The sequence below is a fragment of the Tsukamurella sp. TY48 genome (assembly GCF_019656655.1).
Classification (GTDB): Bacteria; Actinomycetota; Actinomycetes; order Mycobacteriales; family Mycobacteriaceae; genus Tsukamurella; species Tsukamurella strandjordii.
Window position 1 is genome coordinate 731,892 of sequence record NZ_BPMV01000001.1, and the last position, 15,454, is coordinate 747,345.

The window sequence follows — 15,454 nt, forward strand, 5'->3', positions numbered from 1 at the left end:
CCGCGCGCGGCGCGGCGCGGCACAATGGGCTCATGCTGAACGTGCACCAGTACGGCTCCCCCGACGCGCCCGCGGTCCTGGCGATCCACGGGGTCACCGGGCACGGAGCCCGATGGCGCCGGTTCGCCGACACCGAGTTGCCGGATGCCCGGGTCCTGGCCCCCGACCTGCGCGGGCACGGCCGCTCCCCCTGGACGCCGCCGTGGCACCTGGAACAGCACGTGGCGGATCTGGTGAGCGTGCTGGAACGGCACGCCGTGCACGCGGAGGCACCCGCGCTGGTGATCGGGCACTCGCTCGGCGGCGCCCTCGCCTGCCGCCTCGCCACCGCCCGCCCCGACCTCGTGCGCGCGGTGCTCCTGCTCGACCCGGCGCAGGGCCTCGCACCGGAGCTGTGCGCCACCATCGCCGATCAGACCATCCGCTACTTCGACTTCACCTCCCCCGAGGAGGCGCGGCAGGAGAAGAAGGCGGGCGCGTGGGCCCGGGTGCCCGATGCGGTCCTGGACGCCGAGATCGCCGAGCACCTGGTGCGCCGCGATTCCGGGCGCTGGGAGTGGGACATCAGCTGCGCGGCCGTCACCGCGCTCTGGGGCGAACTCGCGCGGACGCCGGTCGGCGTACCGTCGGGCATCCCTGCGGTGGTGCTGCGCGCGGGCCGGGCGGACTACGTGACGCAGGCGCAGCTCGCCACCATGCCGCACGCCGAGGTGCACACGGTGGATTCGGATCACATGGTGGCGCAGGAGATCCCGGACGTGGCCGGAAGCTACGCCCGCGCCCTCCTGGAGCGGTAGGCGATGGCCAAGGTCACCGAGGAGCAGGTGGAGGCGGTGCGCGAGCGGATCGCGTCGATCCCGCCCGGCCGGGTACGCACCTACGGCGACATCGCCGACGAGGTCGGACTCTCCTCGCCCCGGATCGTGGGCTGGGTGATGCGCACCGACGCCTCCGATCTGCCCTGGCACCGCGTGGTCCCGGCGTCCGGGCGGCCCGCGGCGCACATCGCCACCCGGCAGTTGGAGCTCCTGCGCGCCGAGGGCGTGCTCGCCGACGGTGACCGGATACCGCTGCGCGACTACCGGGTCTGAGCGGCTACCCGCTCCGGGCGTCGGCGAACCGGCGCACGATCAGGTCGATCACCTCGGGTGCCAGGCCGAGCGGCGCCGCGACGCCGTCGGCGCCGGCCTCGGCGAGCCGGGCGTGGAACAGGCCGTCGGCCAGCTGATACGCGGCGAGGAACAGGCGGCGGCCGGGCTCGCGCACGCGGGCCACTTCGGCCGCCACCGTCGGGCTGCCGGCGGCGAGGAAGCCGGCCGGGACGTCGTCCCCGATCCGATCACCCAGGAGCGCGGCCATGGCGCGCACATCGTCGCGGGCACGGGGATCGGAGGAACCGGTGGAGCCGAGCACGACCCGGTCACCGGGTTGCCAGCCGGCCTCGCGCAGGCGGCGCAGCAACGCACCGACGAGGGCGGGATCGGGCCCCAGCGGGGCGGTGAGCACCGCCGCGGGATGACCGCTGTCGGCGATGTGCGCGGGGACATCGGTGTGCACGTGGTACCCGGCGGCGAGGAAGCAGGGCATCAGCACCGTCGGCCGGTCGGACTCGGCCAACAGGTCCGACGGTGACGGCCCGAGCACGTCGACGAAGGCCACGTCGAGCGGGCCGGTGCGGGCGGCGACCGCCTCCGCGAGGGCGCGGATCATCGCGACGCCGGGCGCCGAACGGGTGCCGTGCGCGACCAGGATCCGCCGGGGCGGCTCGGTCAGAGCAGCCACCGGGCGATCTCGGTGATGTGCTCGAGACCGGGCAGCGCATCGGCCTCCGACCGCGGGTGCACGGCGTGCACGGCGAGCCGGAAGATGAGCGCCCGCAACACCATCTGCGGCCACTCGGGCAGGTCTTTCCAGCGCAGGAGCAGGCCGTCGTCGGCGCCGCCCCAGGCCAGGCCGTCCACCGCGACCACGGCGGCGGCCCAGGTGGCGGGACGCCAGTAGGGCGTGAAATCGGTGAGGCCCGGTGCCGCGGCACCGGCGAAGAGCACGGCGCCCGACAGGTCGCCGTGCACCAGCTGCGGTTCGGACTCGACGGGCCGGCGCAGTTCGGCCAGCTCGTTGACCAGTTCGAGGGCGCGCTCGCGGTCGTCCGTGGCGTCGTCGAGCACGCCGAGCTTGCGGGCCATCGCCAGCGGGTGCTCCTCCCAGGCCGCACGATCGGCGAACTGGAAGTAGTCGACATCGGTGAAGGGTGCCACCGGCGGCGCGATGAGGAACCGCGGCCGTTCCAGCTTCTTCGTGACCTCGTGCAGCCGGTTCGACATCGAGATGATCTCGTCGAACCGCGGCTCCAGCGAGCCCGCGATGAAGGTGTCGGCGCGCCAGCCCGAGACCACGTAGCGGCCGTCGGTGGCGCGGAACGGGCGGGCCAGCCGCATACCGTCGACGTACAGATCCTCGCGGACCTTCGCCGACCAGGCGGCGCGGGCGTGATCGGCGATCAGCGAGAGGACGACCTCGCCGCACCGCCAGCCGCCGTCCCAGTCCGCCCCCAGAGCGATCGGCTCGGTGCCGTCCAATCCGAAGGTGGCGAGGACGTGGGCGGGAGGTTCAACGGGGCTCACACCAAGAATCTACCCGCGACCGGCCCGAGACCGGGCTAGGCGCGGCCCGGCTCCACGAGGAGGACCGGGATCAGACGGTCGGTCTTCTCCTGGTACTCGGCGTAGGGCGGGTAGGCGGCGACGGCGCGCTCCCACCACTCCTCGCGCTCCGCGCCGTGGATCTCGCGCACCGGCCCGGACACCACCGTGGTGCCGTCCTGCACCTCGACCTCGTCGTTCGCCAGCAGCGACGCGTACCAGACGGGGTTGTCGGGGGCGCCGCCCTTGGAAGCGACCGCGGCGTAGGCGCCGTCGTGCTCCACGCGCATCAGCGGGCGCCGGTACAGCTTGCCGGTCTTGGGACCGCGGTAGGTGAACAGCACGACGGCCATTCCCGCGACGTCCACCGAGGCGGTGGTGCCCGTCTCGTCGATCTTCGCCAGCTGGTCCGCAACCCAGCCGGCCTTCTCCTGTGCGTACTCACCTTCGAGGGCCATGACTCCACCCTAGGCCGCCCGCCGGGATGATGGAGGGCGTGCAGTCCGATTCCGTCGCCCCCGTGGTCACCGTCTCCGTCCAATTCCCCGACCTCACCCCGCCGGAGTTCGAGCGGGTCCGGGCGGGCCTGACCGCGGGCCGACCGGGCCGGATTGTGGTCCCCCACGAGGCGCACCGGTGGTACGCCGCCGCATCGGACCCGGAGACGGTGCGCGGCCTGGTGGCCGCGCTGCGCGCGGTGATCGAATCCCGCGAGCTGTCCTTCGACGACGAGGAGGCGCTCGACGATCTGAGCCAGGAGTACGCCGACTGGTTGGAGGAGTCGGCCGATATCGACGACGCCGATCCCGGACCCGTGGTCGCCTTCTCGGTGCACCTGCCCGCACTGGAGCTGGGCGAGTTCGCCGGGCTGCTGGAATCGCTGCGCGCCGAACACCCGCGGCGGATCGTGCTCGGCGAGCAGCGCGGACACAGCCATCACGAGCTGACCGACCGGCACACCGTGCAGGCGCGGCTGTCCGGCCTGCGCGCGGCGCTCCGGGGCGAGCCGGTGGGCACCGTCGACGCACTGCCGCTACTGGCTCTGCTCAACGATTACGCCACGTGGCTCTCCGACCCCGCGAACGGCCGCCCGGCCGACTGAGGCGGCGCATCGCGCCCGGTCCGAGGGGCTTTCGCGGGCGCTCGCGGGCGAATCGCCCTCATTCGGACACCAGGCCACCGCGGCGCCGCTACCGTGGGATCACCACAAGTAAGCGGAGGTTCTCGTGTATCCCGGTGCATTCGCAAAGACCACCCCGGACTGTCCTGCGGCGATCGACGCCGATACCGGGGAGATCCTCAGCTACGCCCGGCTCGATGCGCAGTCGACCCGGCTGGCGAACCACCTGCGCGCCGCCGGACTCGGGCGGGGCGACACCGTGGCGATCGTGGCGGGCAACGACCTGCGGATCTTCGTGGCCTACTGGGCGGCGATCCGCAGCGGAATGTACGTGGCGGCGGTGAACTTCCACCTCACACCCGCCGAGGTGAACTACATCCTGGCGGACTGCGAGGCGAAGGCCGTGTTCGCCGGTGCCGATGTGGCGGGGGCCGTCGCCGAGGCGCTGGACCTGCCCGATCTGCGCGCACCCGGCCGGGCCATCGCCTGGGGCGGACCGATCGAGGGCTTCGCCGATCTCGACGAGGTTCTGGCAACGGCGGATCCGTCGCCGCTCACCGATCAGCCCCGCGGCACCGACATGCTCTACTCCTCGGGTACCACCGGGCGCCCCAAGGGAATCCGGATCCCGCTCCCGGAGGGGCAGGTGGACGAGGCACCCGATGCCTACACGGCGACCTTCGCCCCCACCTACGGTATGGACTCCGGCACGGTGTACCTCTCCCCCGCACCGCTGTACCACGCTGCGCCCCTGCGCTTCTGCGGTGTCACGATGTCGGTGGGCGGCACCGTGATCATGATGCACCGGTTCGACGCCGTCGACGCGCTCGCGTTGATCGAGAAGTACCGCGTGACGCACAGCCAGTGGGTTCCCACCATGTTCGTGCGCATGCTCAAGCTCGACCCGGAGGTCCGGGCGAAGTACGACACCAGCAGCCTCAAGGTGGCGATCCACGCCGCCGCACCGTGTCCTGCGGAGGTGAAGCGCTCGATGATCGAGTGGTGGGGACCGGTGATCCACGAGTACTACGCCTCCACCGAGGCGGCGGGCGCCACCTTCATCACGCCACAGGAGGCGCTGGAGCGCCCGGGATCGGTGGGCAAGGCCGGGCTCGGAGTGATCCGGATCTGCGACGACGACGGTGCCGAGCTCCCCGTGGGCGAGGTGGGCACGATCTTCTTCGAACGCGAGCAGATGCCCTTCCAGTACCACAACGCTCCCGAGAAGACCCGCGCCGCACAGCATCCCGATCACGCGAACTGGGCCACCACCGGCGACGTCGGTTACGTGGACGCCGACGGCTACCTCTACCTCACCGACCGCCGCGACTTCACCATCATCACCGGCGGGGTGAACGTGTATCCGCAGGAGTCCGAGAGCGCGCTGGTGATGCATCCGGCCGTGACCGATGTGGCGGTGATCGGCGTACCGGACGACGAGCTGGGCGAGGTCGCGATGGCGTGCGTGCAGCTGGCGCCCGGGTACCGGCCCTCCGACGAACTCGCGGCCCAGCTGATCGCGCACGCGGGCCGGGACCTGGCCCGCTACAAGCTCCCCCGCTCGGTGCGGTTCGTGCCGTCGCTGCCGCGCACCCCCACCGGCAAGCTGGTCAAGCGCCTGATCAGTCTGTAGATCCTCCGGTGCCTTCCTGACGAATCGGTGACGTCCCGCCCCCAGCCCTCGCGGGCGGGCCGGGGTCGGCGCAGGATCGAGGTATGCGAGTACTTCTCACGGGCGGAGCCGGGTTCATCGGCTCGCACATCGCCGATCTGCTGCGCGCGGGCGGGGAGCACGAGGTGATCGCGATCGACGCGATGCTGCCGCAGGCGCACGGCGAGGTCACGCCGCCGGCGGGGGTGCAGCTCCTGGACCTGCTGGACGTGGACGGCCTCGATCGCGTCCTGGCCGGGGTGGACGCGGTGTGCCATCAGGCGGCGGCGGTGGGCGCGGGCGTGGACGCCGCGGACGCCCCACTGTTCGCGGCGAACAACGATCTCGGCACCGCCGAGCTCCTGTCGGCGATGGCCCGGGCGGACTGCCGGCGACTGATCCTGGCCTCGTCGATGGTGGTGTACGGCGACGGCACCTACGTCGACGACGAGGGCCGGCCCGTGCATCCGGTACCGCGGACCGTCGAGGACCTGCGGGCGGGGCGATTCGAGCCCCGGCGGGCCGACGGCGGACCCGCGCACTGGGCGCCGACGCACGAGGACGCCCCCGTCCGGCCCACCGGTTTCTACGCGGCCTCCAAAGCGGCACAGGAGTTCTACGGCGCCGGGTGGGCACGCGCCACGGGCGGCTCCGTGACCGCCCTGCGCTACCACAACGTGTACGGCGCGCGCATGCCCCGCGACACCCCGTACGCGGGCGTGGCCTCGATCTTCCGGTCGGCGCTGGCGGCGGGCCGGGCGCCGCGGGTCTACGAGGACGGTGCGCAGACCCGCGATTTCGTGGACGTCCGCGATGTGGCGCGGGCCAATCTCCTTGCGCTCGAACAGGCTCCGCGCGCACCGTTCCGCGCCTACAACGTGTGCTCGGGAACGCCCGTCACCATCGGCGAGGTGGCCGCCGCCGTCGCCGGGGCCACCCCCGGCGACGCGCCCGCACCGGAGGTGACCGGCGAGTTCCGGGCCGCGGACGTGCGCCACATCGTGGCCTCACCGCAGCGCGCCGCGGCGGAGTTGGGATTCCGCGCCGAGATCACTCCGCAGCGCGGCCTGGCCGAGTTCGCGACCGCTCCGCTGCGCTGATCTCTCCCACCGGCAGGCGCACCTCGAAGCGCGCGCCGGGCCGCAGATTCGCCGCGACCACCGTGCCGCCGTGCACATCCACCAGCCCGCGCGCGATCGCGAGCCCCATTCCCGTCCCCGCGGGGAGCCCGTCGGCACCGGCGGGTGAACGGTGCTCGGTGCCGCGGAAGGCGAGATCGAAGATCCGGTCCAGATCGTCGTCGGGGATCCCGGTGCCCGTATCGTCCACGCGCAGTACCGCCTCGGTGCCGTCGCGGAGCACCGAGATGGTCACCCTCCCGCCCTCCGGGGTGTGCGCCAGCGCGTTGAGCACCAGGTTCCGCAGCACCCGCGCCAGTGCCGACACCCCGACGGGCGCCGGGACCGGTTCCGGGGCATCGAGTTCCAGCTCCACCTGCGAGCGGGCGGCCACCTGCGCCAGACCCGCGCGTACCTCGTCGGCCACCTCGCGCAGGTCGATGGTCTCGAGTTCCAGTGTGAGTGCACCCGAATGGATGCGGGACATCTCGAACAGGTCGTCCACCATCGACGACAGCCGGATGGTCTCGCGATCGATCCGGTCGGCGAACTCGGTCACCTCCTCGGGTTCGGTGACCACCGAATCCCGTAGCGCCTCGGACATGGCGCGGATCCCGGCCAGGGGCGTGCGCAGGTCGTGGCTGACCCACGCCACCAGATCACGCCGGGCCGCCTCCGCCGCCCGCTCCTGTTCCCGGATCTGCCTCTCCCACACCGTGCGCCGGGCCTGGAGGCGCCCCAGTGCCACCGCCGCCGGGACCGTGACCACCAGCACCACGCCCAGCACCGCGCAGGTCCGGGCGAAGTCGGCCGTGAACATGAAACCGCTCACGCCGATCACGCCCGACAGCACGGCGAGCACCGGGATCAGCACCAGGATCACCATCGACATCTGCAGCGATATCCGCCGCGCCCGCCACACCACCAAGCCACCCGCGAGCACCACCGGGCCCGACCACAGCAGCGCCAGCAGCGCGATCTTCAGTACATCAGGCATCGTCGGCCCCCTCCTCGTCGCAGGCCCCCGGTCCCCAGCGGTACCCGCGCCCCCACACTGTCTCGATCCGGTGGTCGTCACCGAGCTTGGCGCGCACCCGTTTGACGTGCACGGTCACGGTGGACAGATCCCCGAACTGCCAACCCCACACCTGTTCGAGCAGGTCCTCGCGGCTGAACACCTCACCCGGATGCTCCAGGAAGTGCACGAGGAGGTCGAACTCCCGCCGGGTGGTGGCCACCGCGCGTCCGCGCACCGTCACGGCGCACGAGGACGCGTCGACCGTGACGCCCTCGTGACTGACGGCCGCCGTCGCCGGCTCACGATGCGAGCGGCGCAGCACCGAGGCCACGCGCAGCGCGAGCTCGCGCGGGCTGAACGGTTTGGTCACGTAGTCGTCGGCGCCCGCGGCCAGGCCGGTGATCCGATCGTCCTCCTCACCGAGCGCCGTGAGCAGGATCAGGGGCAGGTCCGACGGTGCGCCGGACTCCCCACCCCGGACGCGGTGGCACAACTCGATCCCATCGGGCCCCGGCATCATCACATCGAGCACCGCGAGCCGCACCCGCCCGGCGGCGAGCCGCTCGGCCGCGCTCGCACCGTCGGCCACCACCTCGGTCGCCAGGCCCTCGCGTTCCAGATACCGGCGCACGACATCGCTGACCACCGGATCATCGTCCGCGATCAGCACGTACCTCTCGTCCGTCACTGCACGCCTCTCACTGGTAGATCATCAGCACGTGCGCGATCACCAGCGCACCCGCGACCTGTACCGCCAACCAGGCCCGGGCACCGCCGCCGGACCGCACGAGTCCCGCTCCGGCCGCGATCCATACTGTGAACGGTAGCCAAATCCGCTCGACCTCGGCTTTGCTCAGCGCCGAGAGATCGGCGGCCAGCATCATCAGCACGGCGGCCGCCACCAGCCCCAGCAGGGCCGCAGGCCGTCCGAGCAGGGGCGTTCGCCACCGACCGTCCCGGATCCTGCCGATCGCCGCCGCACCGGCGGGCCCGAATGCGCACGCCGCCGCGGCGAGGTTCGCCCATCCCCAGTACGCGAAGGGCCGGAACGAGGCGATGCCCTGGTAGTACCGGACGACCACCGCGTTGTAGCCGTCGAGCCACCAGAAGCCCGCCACCGCGAAGGCCGCCACCACGAGCAGCGCCGCCGGAATCGCGGTGAGCAGCGGGCGCGGATTCCGGGCGATCAGCAGGACCGCGACCGCCATGACCCCCATCAGGATCAGGCCGTAGTTCAGGAAGATCGCCCAGCCCAGGATCAGGCCGGCCGCCACTCCGAAACCGACCGCCCGGCGCCCGCCGGAGGTCGCGGCCAGGGCGAGCGCCGCGATCCCCCACGCGGCCACCCCCGCGAAGTAGGCGTCGCCCGACGGGGCCATCCACAACGCGCCGGGGAAGACGGCCGCGAACGGCGCCACGGCCCGCGCGGTGTCGGCACCGGCGAGCGCGCGGACCGTCACCAGGATGGCGGCGGCCGAGGAGGCGCCCGCGGCCACGCAGAACAGTGCCGCCCAGGTTCCGCCGCCCAGCCCGATGCGATCGAGCCAGACGAAGGTCAGCAGGGCGCCCGGCGGATGCCCGGAGACGTGCACCGTCCAGGAGTCGGGCTGGTAATCGGGTATGCGCCGGGCGAATTCGCGCACGGCACCGGCCACATCACCGCGTGCACCGGGGACCTCGTGCAAGTACTGGTCGTAGCCCGTGAGTTTGGTGGCGAACCGCTGCCAGCCCGAAACCGTGCCGAGGCTGAGGGACCACAGGAACAGGACCACCGTCGACAGCGCGGCGAGCCGGCCCAGGGACAGTCTGCGTGCCGCCGCCGGACCCCACAGGACGACCACGGCACCGATCACCACGGCGGGCACGGTGCCGACTCCCACGTGGGGTTCGATCCGGCCGAAGAGCGGGGCCGCCTCCGCGACCAGACGGTCCCGGAAGTCCTTGCCCATCATGATGGGCAGGACGGCGGCCGCGGCGATCAGCGCGGCCCACACCAGCACCGACCGGCGGTCGCGGCGTGCATCGGCGGGCGGCGCCGGGGAATCGGACGGCATGTCTTCGACCGTAGCCATCGCGGTCCGCCGCGACCAGCGCGAACGCGATTCCCACGCACCCCGTCACACTTTCGTCATCGCAATCACCTGTGCAGGAGCCCGCCGAGTTCCTAGCGTTGGCCCCATGCCCTCCACCGATGAGCAGACCGTCACCGTGGTCATCCCGTGCCGCAACGAGGCCGAGTCGATCGCGCGCGTGATCGATGCGGTACCAGCGGGATTCACCGCCCTCGTGGTCGACAACGGCTCCACCGACGGAACCGCCGACGCCGCGCGGCGCGCGGGCGCCACGGTGATCGCTGAGCCGCGAGCCGGGTACGGCAGCGCGGTACACACCGGAATCGCCGCGGCCCGAGGCGATGTGGTCTGCACGATCGACGGTGACGGCTCGCTCGATCCCGCCGATCTGCCGGCCCTGGTCGAGGCGGTGCGCCGCGGCGCCGATCTCGCCGTGGGGCGGCGGCGGCCGGCTTCGCCCGACGCCTGGCCCTGGCACGCACGACTCGGGTCCGCGCTCGTGGCGGCGCGACTGCGCGGTCGCTACGGGATCGACGTGCACGACATCGCACCGATGCGGGCCGCCCGCCGCGAACCGCTCCTCGCACTCGGGATCACCGACCGGCGATCGGGCTACCCAGTGGAACTGCTGGCCCGCGCAGGCGCCGCCGGCTGGCGAGTGGTGGAATCCCCGGTCCGGTACGGCAAGCGCACCGGTGGCCGATCGAAGGTCTCGGGATCGCCGGCGGGCAGCGCCCGCGCCACGATCGACTTCCTGCGGGCGGCACGATGAACACCGTCCTCATCGTCGCGAAGGCACCGGTCCCGGGCCGCGTGAAGACCCGACTGATCGGCGCGATCAGTCCCCTCGACGCCGCCCGGCTGGCCGCGGCGTCGCTCGTGGACACGGTGGAGGCGGCACTCGCGGTGCGCGGCGCGCGCTGTGCGGTGGCGCTCGCCGGGCGGCTCGACGATGCCGTCGAATCCGATCGGCTACGGGCCGCGCTGGCGGAATGCGAGGTCTTCGAGCAGGTCGGCGGCGGGCTGGCCACCCGCCTGGTGGCGGCGCACCGGCGGGCCGCGGAGGCCGGCGGGCCGGTACTGCAGATCGGCATGGACACCCCGCAGGTGAGCGCCGCGCTCCTGGCCTCCGGGCTCGACGCCGCCCGCGACGGGGCCGCCTTGGGTCCGGCCAGCGACGGCGGATGGTGGGCCCTCGGGGTGCCGCCGGGCGGCGCTGACGGGCTGGACTGCCTCCTGGACGTCCCGATGTCCACCGCGCACACCGGCGAGTGCACGCGCCGCGCGCTCCGAGCGGCGGGACTCGCCCCGGTGGAGCTACCGGAACTACGGGACGTGGACCGCCCCGACGACATCGCCGAGGTCGCCGCGCTCTGCCCCGCGGGATCCCGGTTCCGCCGCACCGCAGCCGCCGTCACCACGATCGGGGCGGGACGATGACCGCGGCACTGTGGGACGCCGTGCTCGCCGGACGACACGGCGAACTGCACACCACGGACGGGGGTGTGCGCCGCCTGCCCGTGGCCCGCTGGCTCGGCCACGACCGCTCCGACCACCGGCTCATCGCCGCCGTCGCGGGGTGGTGCCAGGGCCCGACCGTCGACCTCGGATGCGGCCCAGGCCGGATGGTGGACGTACTCCTGCGACGCGGTATTCCCGCGCTGGGCGTGGATGATTCGCCGCACGCGGTACGGCTCGCCCGGGACCGGGGCGCGGCCGCCGTCCGAAGGGACGTCTTCGCCGCACTGCCCGGTGAGGGCCGCTGGTCGCACGCGATCCTGCTGGACGGGAACATCGGCATCGGCGGCGATCCGGCGCGGCTGCTGCGCCGGGCGTCCGCACTGGTCGAACCGGGCGGCACCGTGATCGTGGAGGTGGACCCCGCGATCCACGGGATCGTCACCGAGGGGGTCCGGGTGCGATCCACCGGCGCCGTCTCCGACTGGTTCCCCTGGGCCCGTGTCGGATTCGACGCCATTGCCGCACTGTCCACCCAGGCCGGACTCGTCCCGCGCCGCCGCCTGGTACTGGGCGGCCGCACCTGCGTCGAGTTGCTGCGATGAGCGCCTCCCCGCCCACGACGCGTCCGGCACTGCGGCAGCCGGGGACGGCGGCCCGGCTGGGCGCGATGCTCGGCGTGTGCGTGGTGATCTGCTTCGCCACCGGCGTGTTCAGCCACTGGCTCCAGCATCCGCCGCAGTGGTTCACCGCCCCGCGCTCCCCCGCCTGGCTCTACCAGGCGACGCAGGGCCTGCACATCGCTTCCGGGGTCGCGGCGATCCCGCTGCTCCTGCTCAAACTGGCCGCGGTGTACCCGAAGCTGTTCGCCCGCCCCGTGATCGGATCGCCGGCCCGCCTCGCGGAGCGGATGGCCACCGCCGTCCTGGTGGCGTCCATGCTGTTCCAACTGTTCACCGGCCTGCTCAACATCGCGCAGTGGTATCCGTGGCGGTTCTTCTTCCCCGCCGCCCACTACGCGACCGCCTTCGTGGTGCTGGGCGCGGTCTCGGTGCACCTGGCGATCAAGCTGCCGCTGGTGGTCGAGGAGTTCCGCCGACGCACCGCACAGCCCGCGCCGCCCGGTGTATCCCGCCGCGCCGTACTGGGCGCCGGGCTCGCGGCCGCCGGGATGTCGGTGCTCGTGGTGGGCGGTCAATCGATCCCGGCGCTGCATCGACTCGCGGTACTGGCGCCGCGCTCCGGAAAGGGCCCGCAGGGCATGCCCATCAACCGGACCGCCCGCGCCGCGGGCGTCGAGCAGCACGCGGCCTCCCCGGACTTCCGGCTGGTGCTGGACGGTCCGCGGCGCGTCGAGCTGAGCCTCGACCAACTGCGCGCGTTGCCGCAGCACACCGTCCGGCTGCCCATCGCCTGCGTCGAGGGCTGGACCCAGTACGCCTGGTGGTCCGGTGTCCGGGTGGCCGACCTCGCCGCACTGGCCGGGCTCGACGGCGTCGACCTGCGGTTCCGGTCGCTGGAGCAGGGCCTGTACGCGCAATCGACGCTGGAGGTGGCGAAGGCGCAGGACCCGACCTCGCTGCTCGCGCTCCGGCTCAGCGGCGCCGATCTGGACCTCGACCACGGCTTCCCGTGCCGGCTGATCGCCGCGGCCCGGCCGGGCGTGGAACAGACCAAATGGGTCGCACGGATCGAGGCGGCATGACCACACTGCGGATCCTGCTCACGCTCGCCGGCCTCGGCCTCGTCGGCTACGGCGCCGTGCTGCTCACCGACCTCCCGCCGCGCGACCTGCTCTCGGCGGCACTGTGGGCCGCCGCGCTCCTGGTGCTGCACGACGGGGTGTTCGCGCCACTGGCCCTGGCCGCCGGACACACCGCCGTGCGACTGCTGCCGCGCGCGTGGTTGCCCGGGGCGCTCGGCGGCGCCGTCGCCGCGGTGACCGCGCTCGCGCTGGCGGCGGCCGTCGCGCTACCGCGGCCCAGCGGTCAGGGCGCCGCGAATCCGACGGTCCTCGACCGTCCGTACGGCATCGCGCTCACCGCGCTGCTCGTGATCATCGCGGTCGCCTGCGCCGTGTCCGCGATCGTGCGGCGCCGCGCGGAGATCAGTACACCGGAAGCGACGGATCCACCTGCCGCGCATAGGCGTTGATGCCACCCTGCAGGTGCACCGCGTCGCGGTAACCCGCACCCTGCACGGCGGCGAGCACCTCGGCCGAGCGGATGCCGGTCTTGCAGTAGAGCACCAGCTTCTTATCCGCCGAGACCTGCGCCAGGCCCTCGCCGGTCTCGAACACCGACTTCGGCACCAGCTTGGCACCGTCGATGTGCACGATGTCCCACTCGACGGGCTCGCGCACGTCGATCAGCTCGTAGTCCACGCCCTGCTCGCCCAGCTCCACCAGCTCGGCAGGCGTGATGGTGCTGCCCGCGGCGGCGGCCTGCGCATCGTCCGAGACCACACCGCAGAACTCCTCGTAGTCGATCAGCTCGGTGATCGTCGGGGAGGCGGGGTCCTTGCGGATCTTGATGGTCCGGTAAGTCATGTCCAGGGCGTCGTAGACCATGAGGCGGCCGAGCAGGGAGTCGCCGATACCGGTGATCAGCTTGACGGCCTCGGTGCCCATGATCGCGCCGATCGAGGCGCACAGGATGCCGAGCACTCCGCCCTCGGCGCACGAGGGCACCATGCCGGGCGGGGGCGCCACGGGGTACAGGTCGCGGTAGTTCAGGCCCTGCTTCTCGCCGTTCGGGCCGTCGGGTGCGTCCTCCCAGAAGACGGAGGCCTGCCCCTCGAAACGGAAGATCGAGCCCCACACGTAGGGCTTGTGCGCCAGTACCGCGGCGTCGTTGACGAGGTAGCGGGTGGCGAAGTTGTCGGTGCCGTCGAGGATCAGGTCGTACTGCTCGAAGAGCTCGACCGCGTTCTCCGGCTCCAGCCGGATCGGGTGCAGGTTCACGGTGACCAGCGGGTTGATCTCCGCGATCGAGTCGCGGGCGCTCTCGCCCTTGGGCCGGCCGAGGTCGGAGACGCCGTGGATCACCTGGCGCTGCAGGTTGGACGCGTCCACCTCGTCGAACTCGACGATCCCGATGGTGCCCACGCCCGCTGCGGCGAGGTAGAGCAGCGCGGGACTACCGAGCCCGCCGGCGCCGATCACCAGCACCTTGGCGTTCTTGAGGCGTTTCTGCCCCTCGACTCCCATCTCCGGGATGATCAGGTGCCGCGAATAGCGCGCGACCTCGTCGCGGGTCAGTTCGGCGGCGGGTTCGACGAGCGGCGGCAGCGTACTCACGTGAGGTGGAACGACGCCGCGCGCGCCGTCATTCCCGGATTGTGAAGGCCGCTCAGCGCAGGACCGGCGCCACCCACGCGTTGGGGCGGCACACCAGATCGTTGTCGAAGCCCTCGGAGCGGTCGAGGTTGAAGATGTCGCGGTTCGCCACGCCGAAGCTCTGCTGCATCATGATCGGCGCCAGCGCGCCCTGTGCGGGGCAGGGCACGTGCCTGTCGTAGCCGATGGCGTGGCCCACCTCGTGGTTGATCGCGTACTGCCGGTAGCCCGTGAGATCACCCTCGAAGGCGGTGGCGCCGCGCACCCAGCGGGCCAGATTGATCACCACTCGGCCCAGCTCGCCGTTGTAACAGGAGGACTCCAGCTGGATGGAGTAGCCGCAGGCCTGGCGGGTGGTCATGGGCGAGGTGAGCGAGATGGTGAAGTCGGCCTTGCCCTCGGCGATCCGCCGGAAGGCGATCGCCGGATCGTGCACCCAGCTGCGCGGGTCCGAGAGCGTGCGGTCGATCATCTGCGCGAAGGGCTGATCGCCACCGAGTCCACCCATGTCGACGCCGTCCTCGACGGCGACCATGTAGGTGTACTCCTTCTGCTTGCCCTCGCCCACCTTCTTCGTCGCACCCGGGACCACGTGCCACAGGCCGCTGCCGTGCGTGGTGAAATCGCCGCCCACGGGCAGCTGGCCCGCCTGCGGGACGGGCCCGGGCACCGATGTGCCGGTCGGCGCGCCGACGATGGTCTTGCCGGGGGTCGGGTTGCGCGACATCGACTCGGCCGTGGTGTCGGTGGGCGTCGCCTTCGAATCGAGCGGGTTGCCCCAGAAGGTGAAGACCAGGGCGAGCACCGTGAGCACCGCGAGCACGGGGACGGCGTAGGCGCGCCACCCGTAGGTGCTGAGGATCCGCGAGAGGGTGCTCTGCTTGCGGTACGCGCGCTCGCGCGGGGGTCGGTTGCGGTCGCCCGGCGAGTTGATCGGATCCCACTCCGCCCGCAGCGGCGCTCGCCCATCGGGACGAGGGCGCCTCGGGTTCGAAGGACTACTCACGCCGCCAACAATTCCACGAAGCGGACCGCCCG

The 15,454-nt window shown here is 72.4% G+C and carries 18 protein-coding genes; 10 read left to right on the forward strand and 8 right to left on the reverse strand.

The window, feature by feature from the left end:
* The first annotated feature begins 32 nt into the window (after positions 1-32).
* Positions 33-797 carry an alpha/beta fold hydrolase gene (locus TTY48_RS03560; RefSeq protein ID WP_220656195.1) on the forward strand — a complete coding sequence of 255 codons (765 nt, stop codon included), beginning with the start codon at positions 33-35 and terminating at the stop codon, positions 795-797.
* A gap of 3 nt (positions 798-800) precedes the next feature.
* Complete coding sequence (locus tag TTY48_RS03565) at positions 801-1,091, forward strand: MGMT family protein (protein ID WP_220656196.1); 291 nt, start codon at positions 801-803, stop codon at positions 1,089-1,091.
* Between the two features lie 4 nt (positions 1,092-1,095).
* Here the strand turns inward: TTY48_RS03565 and TTY48_RS03570 are convergent, their stop codons facing one another.
* The 3 genes from TTY48_RS03570 to TTY48_RS03580 are packed head-to-tail and all read right to left on the reverse strand — an operon-like array spanning position 1,096 to position 3,100.
* The gene (locus tag TTY48_RS03570; RefSeq protein WP_220656197.1) at positions 1,096-1,782 is read right to left on the reverse strand and encodes a sirohydrochlorin chelatase; all 687 of its coding nucleotides are present in this window, start codon (positions 1,780-1,782) and stop codon (positions 1,096-1,098) included.
* The gene (locus tag TTY48_RS03575; protein ID WP_220656198.1) at positions 1,770-2,624 is read right to left on the reverse strand and encodes a TIGR02569 family protein; all 855 of its coding nucleotides are present in this window, start codon (positions 2,622-2,624) and stop codon (positions 1,770-1,772) included. The genes TTY48_RS03570 and TTY48_RS03575 overlap by 13 nt, the downstream gene beginning before the upstream one ends.
* Positions 2,625-2,659: 35 nt before the next feature.
* Positions 2,660-3,100 carry a nitroreductase family deazaflavin-dependent oxidoreductase gene (locus tag TTY48_RS03580; protein ID WP_220656199.1) on the reverse strand — a complete coding sequence of 147 codons (441 nt, stop codon included), beginning with the start codon at positions 3,098-3,100 and terminating at the stop codon, positions 2,660-2,662.
* 38 nt (positions 3,101-3,138) lie between these two features.
* Here TTY48_RS03580 and TTY48_RS03585 point away from each other — a divergent pair, with 38 nt between their 5' ends.
* From TTY48_RS03585 to TTY48_RS03595, 3 genes are all read left to right on the forward strand, one after another.
* Positions 3,139-3,744, forward strand: coding sequence for a hypothetical protein (locus TTY48_RS03585; protein WP_220656200.1), 606 nt, complete (start codon positions 3,139-3,141; stop codon positions 3,742-3,744).
* A 124-nt stretch (positions 3,745-3,868) separates the two neighbouring features.
* On the forward strand, positions 3,869-5,395 hold the full coding sequence (locus TTY48_RS03590; protein WP_220656201.1) for an acyl-CoA synthetase: 1,527 nt from the start codon (positions 3,869-3,871) through the stop codon (positions 5,393-5,395).
* 83 nt (positions 5,396-5,478) lie between these two features.
* Entirely contained in the window at positions 5,479-6,513 is a 1,035-nt protein-coding gene (locus tag TTY48_RS03595) for an NAD-dependent epimerase/dehydratase family protein (RefSeq protein ID WP_220656202.1), read from the forward strand.
* On the opposite strand, the gene TTY48_RS03600 is transcribed toward TTY48_RS03595, so the two are convergent.
* From TTY48_RS03600 to TTY48_RS03610, 3 genes are read right to left on the reverse strand one after another with little or no spacing between them, the layout of a single operon-like run.
* Positions 6,464-7,528, reverse strand: coding sequence for a sensor histidine kinase KdpD (locus TTY48_RS03600; RefSeq protein WP_220656203.1), 1,065 nt, complete (start codon positions 7,526-7,528; stop codon positions 6,464-6,466). The genes TTY48_RS03595 and TTY48_RS03600 overlap by 50 nt on opposite strands.
* Positions 7,521-8,237: a response regulator transcription factor gene (locus TTY48_RS03605; protein WP_255585484.1), complete on the reverse strand. Its 717-nt coding sequence runs from the start codon at positions 8,235-8,237 to the stop codon at positions 7,521-7,523. Before TTY48_RS03605 ends, TTY48_RS03600 begins: the two co-directional genes overlap by 8 nt.
* A 10-nt stretch (positions 8,238-8,247) precedes the next feature.
* Entirely contained in the window at positions 8,248-9,603 is a 1,356-nt protein-coding gene (locus TTY48_RS03610) for a hypothetical protein (protein ID WP_220656204.1), read from the reverse strand.
* A 124-nt stretch (positions 9,604-9,727) separates the two neighbouring features.
* Between TTY48_RS03610 and TTY48_RS03615 the strand changes: the two genes are divergently transcribed.
* Genes TTY48_RS03615 through TTY48_RS03635 form a run of 5 tightly spaced genes read left to right on the forward strand, consistent with a single transcriptional unit; the run spans position 9,728 to position 13,233 of the window.
* Positions 9,728-10,393: a glycosyltransferase family 2 protein gene (locus TTY48_RS03615; RefSeq protein ID WP_220656205.1), complete on the forward strand. Its 666-nt coding sequence runs from the start codon at positions 9,728-9,730 to the stop codon at positions 10,391-10,393.
* Positions 10,390-11,061 carry a DUF2064 domain-containing protein gene (locus TTY48_RS03620; protein WP_220656206.1) on the forward strand — a complete coding sequence of 224 codons (672 nt, stop codon included), beginning with the start codon at positions 10,390-10,392 and terminating at the stop codon, positions 11,059-11,061. Before TTY48_RS03615 ends, TTY48_RS03620 begins: the two co-directional genes overlap by 4 nt.
* Positions 11,058-11,684, forward strand: a complete 627-nt coding sequence (locus tag TTY48_RS03625) for a bifunctional 2-polyprenyl-6-hydroxyphenol methylase/3-demethylubiquinol 3-O-methyltransferase UbiG (protein ID WP_220656207.1) — start codon at positions 11,058-11,060, stop codon at positions 11,682-11,684. The genes TTY48_RS03620 and TTY48_RS03625 overlap by 4 nt, the downstream gene beginning before the upstream one ends.
* Entirely contained in the window at positions 11,681-12,784 is a 1,104-nt protein-coding gene (locus tag TTY48_RS03630) for a molybdopterin-dependent oxidoreductase (protein ID WP_220656208.1), read from the forward strand. The genes TTY48_RS03625 and TTY48_RS03630 overlap by 4 nt, the downstream gene beginning before the upstream one ends.
* Complete coding sequence (locus TTY48_RS03635) at positions 12,781-13,233, forward strand: hypothetical protein (protein WP_220656209.1); 453 nt, start codon at positions 12,781-12,783, stop codon at positions 13,231-13,233. Before TTY48_RS03630 ends, TTY48_RS03635 begins: the two co-directional genes overlap by 4 nt.
* Here the strand turns inward: TTY48_RS03635 and moeZ are convergent.
* Both moeZ and TTY48_RS03645 read right to left on the reverse strand, forming a co-directional pair.
* Positions 13,187-14,368, reverse strand: a complete 1,182-nt coding sequence (gene moeZ, locus TTY48_RS03640; protein WP_220658433.1) for an adenylyltransferase/sulfurtransferase MoeZ — start codon at positions 14,366-14,368, stop codon at positions 13,187-13,189. The genes TTY48_RS03635 and moeZ overlap by 47 nt on opposite strands.
* A 61-nt stretch (positions 14,369-14,429) precedes the next feature.
* Positions 14,430-15,422, reverse strand: a complete 993-nt coding sequence (locus tag TTY48_RS03645; RefSeq protein ID WP_220656210.1) for a DUF3152 domain-containing protein — start codon at positions 15,420-15,422, stop codon at positions 14,430-14,432.
* Positions 15,423-15,454 lie beyond the last annotated feature (32 nt).

Excerpts from the sequence above, each read along its gene's own strand:
- TTY48_RS03560 (WP_220656195.1), top strand. The coding sequence starts at position 33 with ATGCTGAACGTGCACCAGTACGGCTCCCCCGACGCGCCCGCGGTCCTG.
- TTY48_RS03565 (WP_220656196.1), top strand. The coding sequence starts at position 801 with ATGGCCAAGGTCACCGAGGAGCAGGTGGAGGCGGTGCGCGAGCGGATC.
- TTY48_RS03580 (WP_220656199.1), bottom strand. The coding sequence starts at position 3,100 with ATGGCCCTCGAAGGTGAGTACGCACAGGAGAAGGCCGGCTGGGTTGCG.
- TTY48_RS03595 (WP_220656202.1), top strand. The coding sequence starts at position 5,479 with ATGCGAGTACTTCTCACGGGCGGAGCCGGGTTCATCGGCTCGCACATC.
- TTY48_RS03600 (WP_220656203.1), bottom strand. The coding sequence starts at position 7,528 with ATGCCTGATGTACTGAAGATCGCGCTGCTGGCGCTGCTGTGGTCGGGC.
- TTY48_RS03610 (WP_220656204.1), bottom strand. The coding sequence starts at position 9,603 with ATGCCGTCCGATTCCCCGGCGCCGCCCGCCGATGCACGCCGCGACCGC.
- TTY48_RS03615 (WP_220656205.1), top strand. The coding sequence starts at position 9,728 with ATGCCCTCCACCGATGAGCAGACCGTCACCGTGGTCATCCCGTGCCGC.
- TTY48_RS03620 (WP_220656206.1), top strand. The coding sequence starts at position 10,390 with ATGAACACCGTCCTCATCGTCGCGAAGGCACCGGTCCCGGGCCGCGTG.
- TTY48_RS03625 (WP_220656207.1), top strand. The coding sequence starts at position 11,058 with ATGACCGCGGCACTGTGGGACGCCGTGCTCGCCGGACGACACGGCGAA.
- TTY48_RS03630 (WP_220656208.1), top strand. The coding sequence starts at position 11,681 with ATGAGCGCCTCCCCGCCCACGACGCGTCCGGCACTGCGGCAGCCGGGG.
- TTY48_RS03635 (WP_220656209.1), top strand. The coding sequence starts at position 12,781 with ATGACCACACTGCGGATCCTGCTCACGCTCGCCGGCCTCGGCCTCGTC.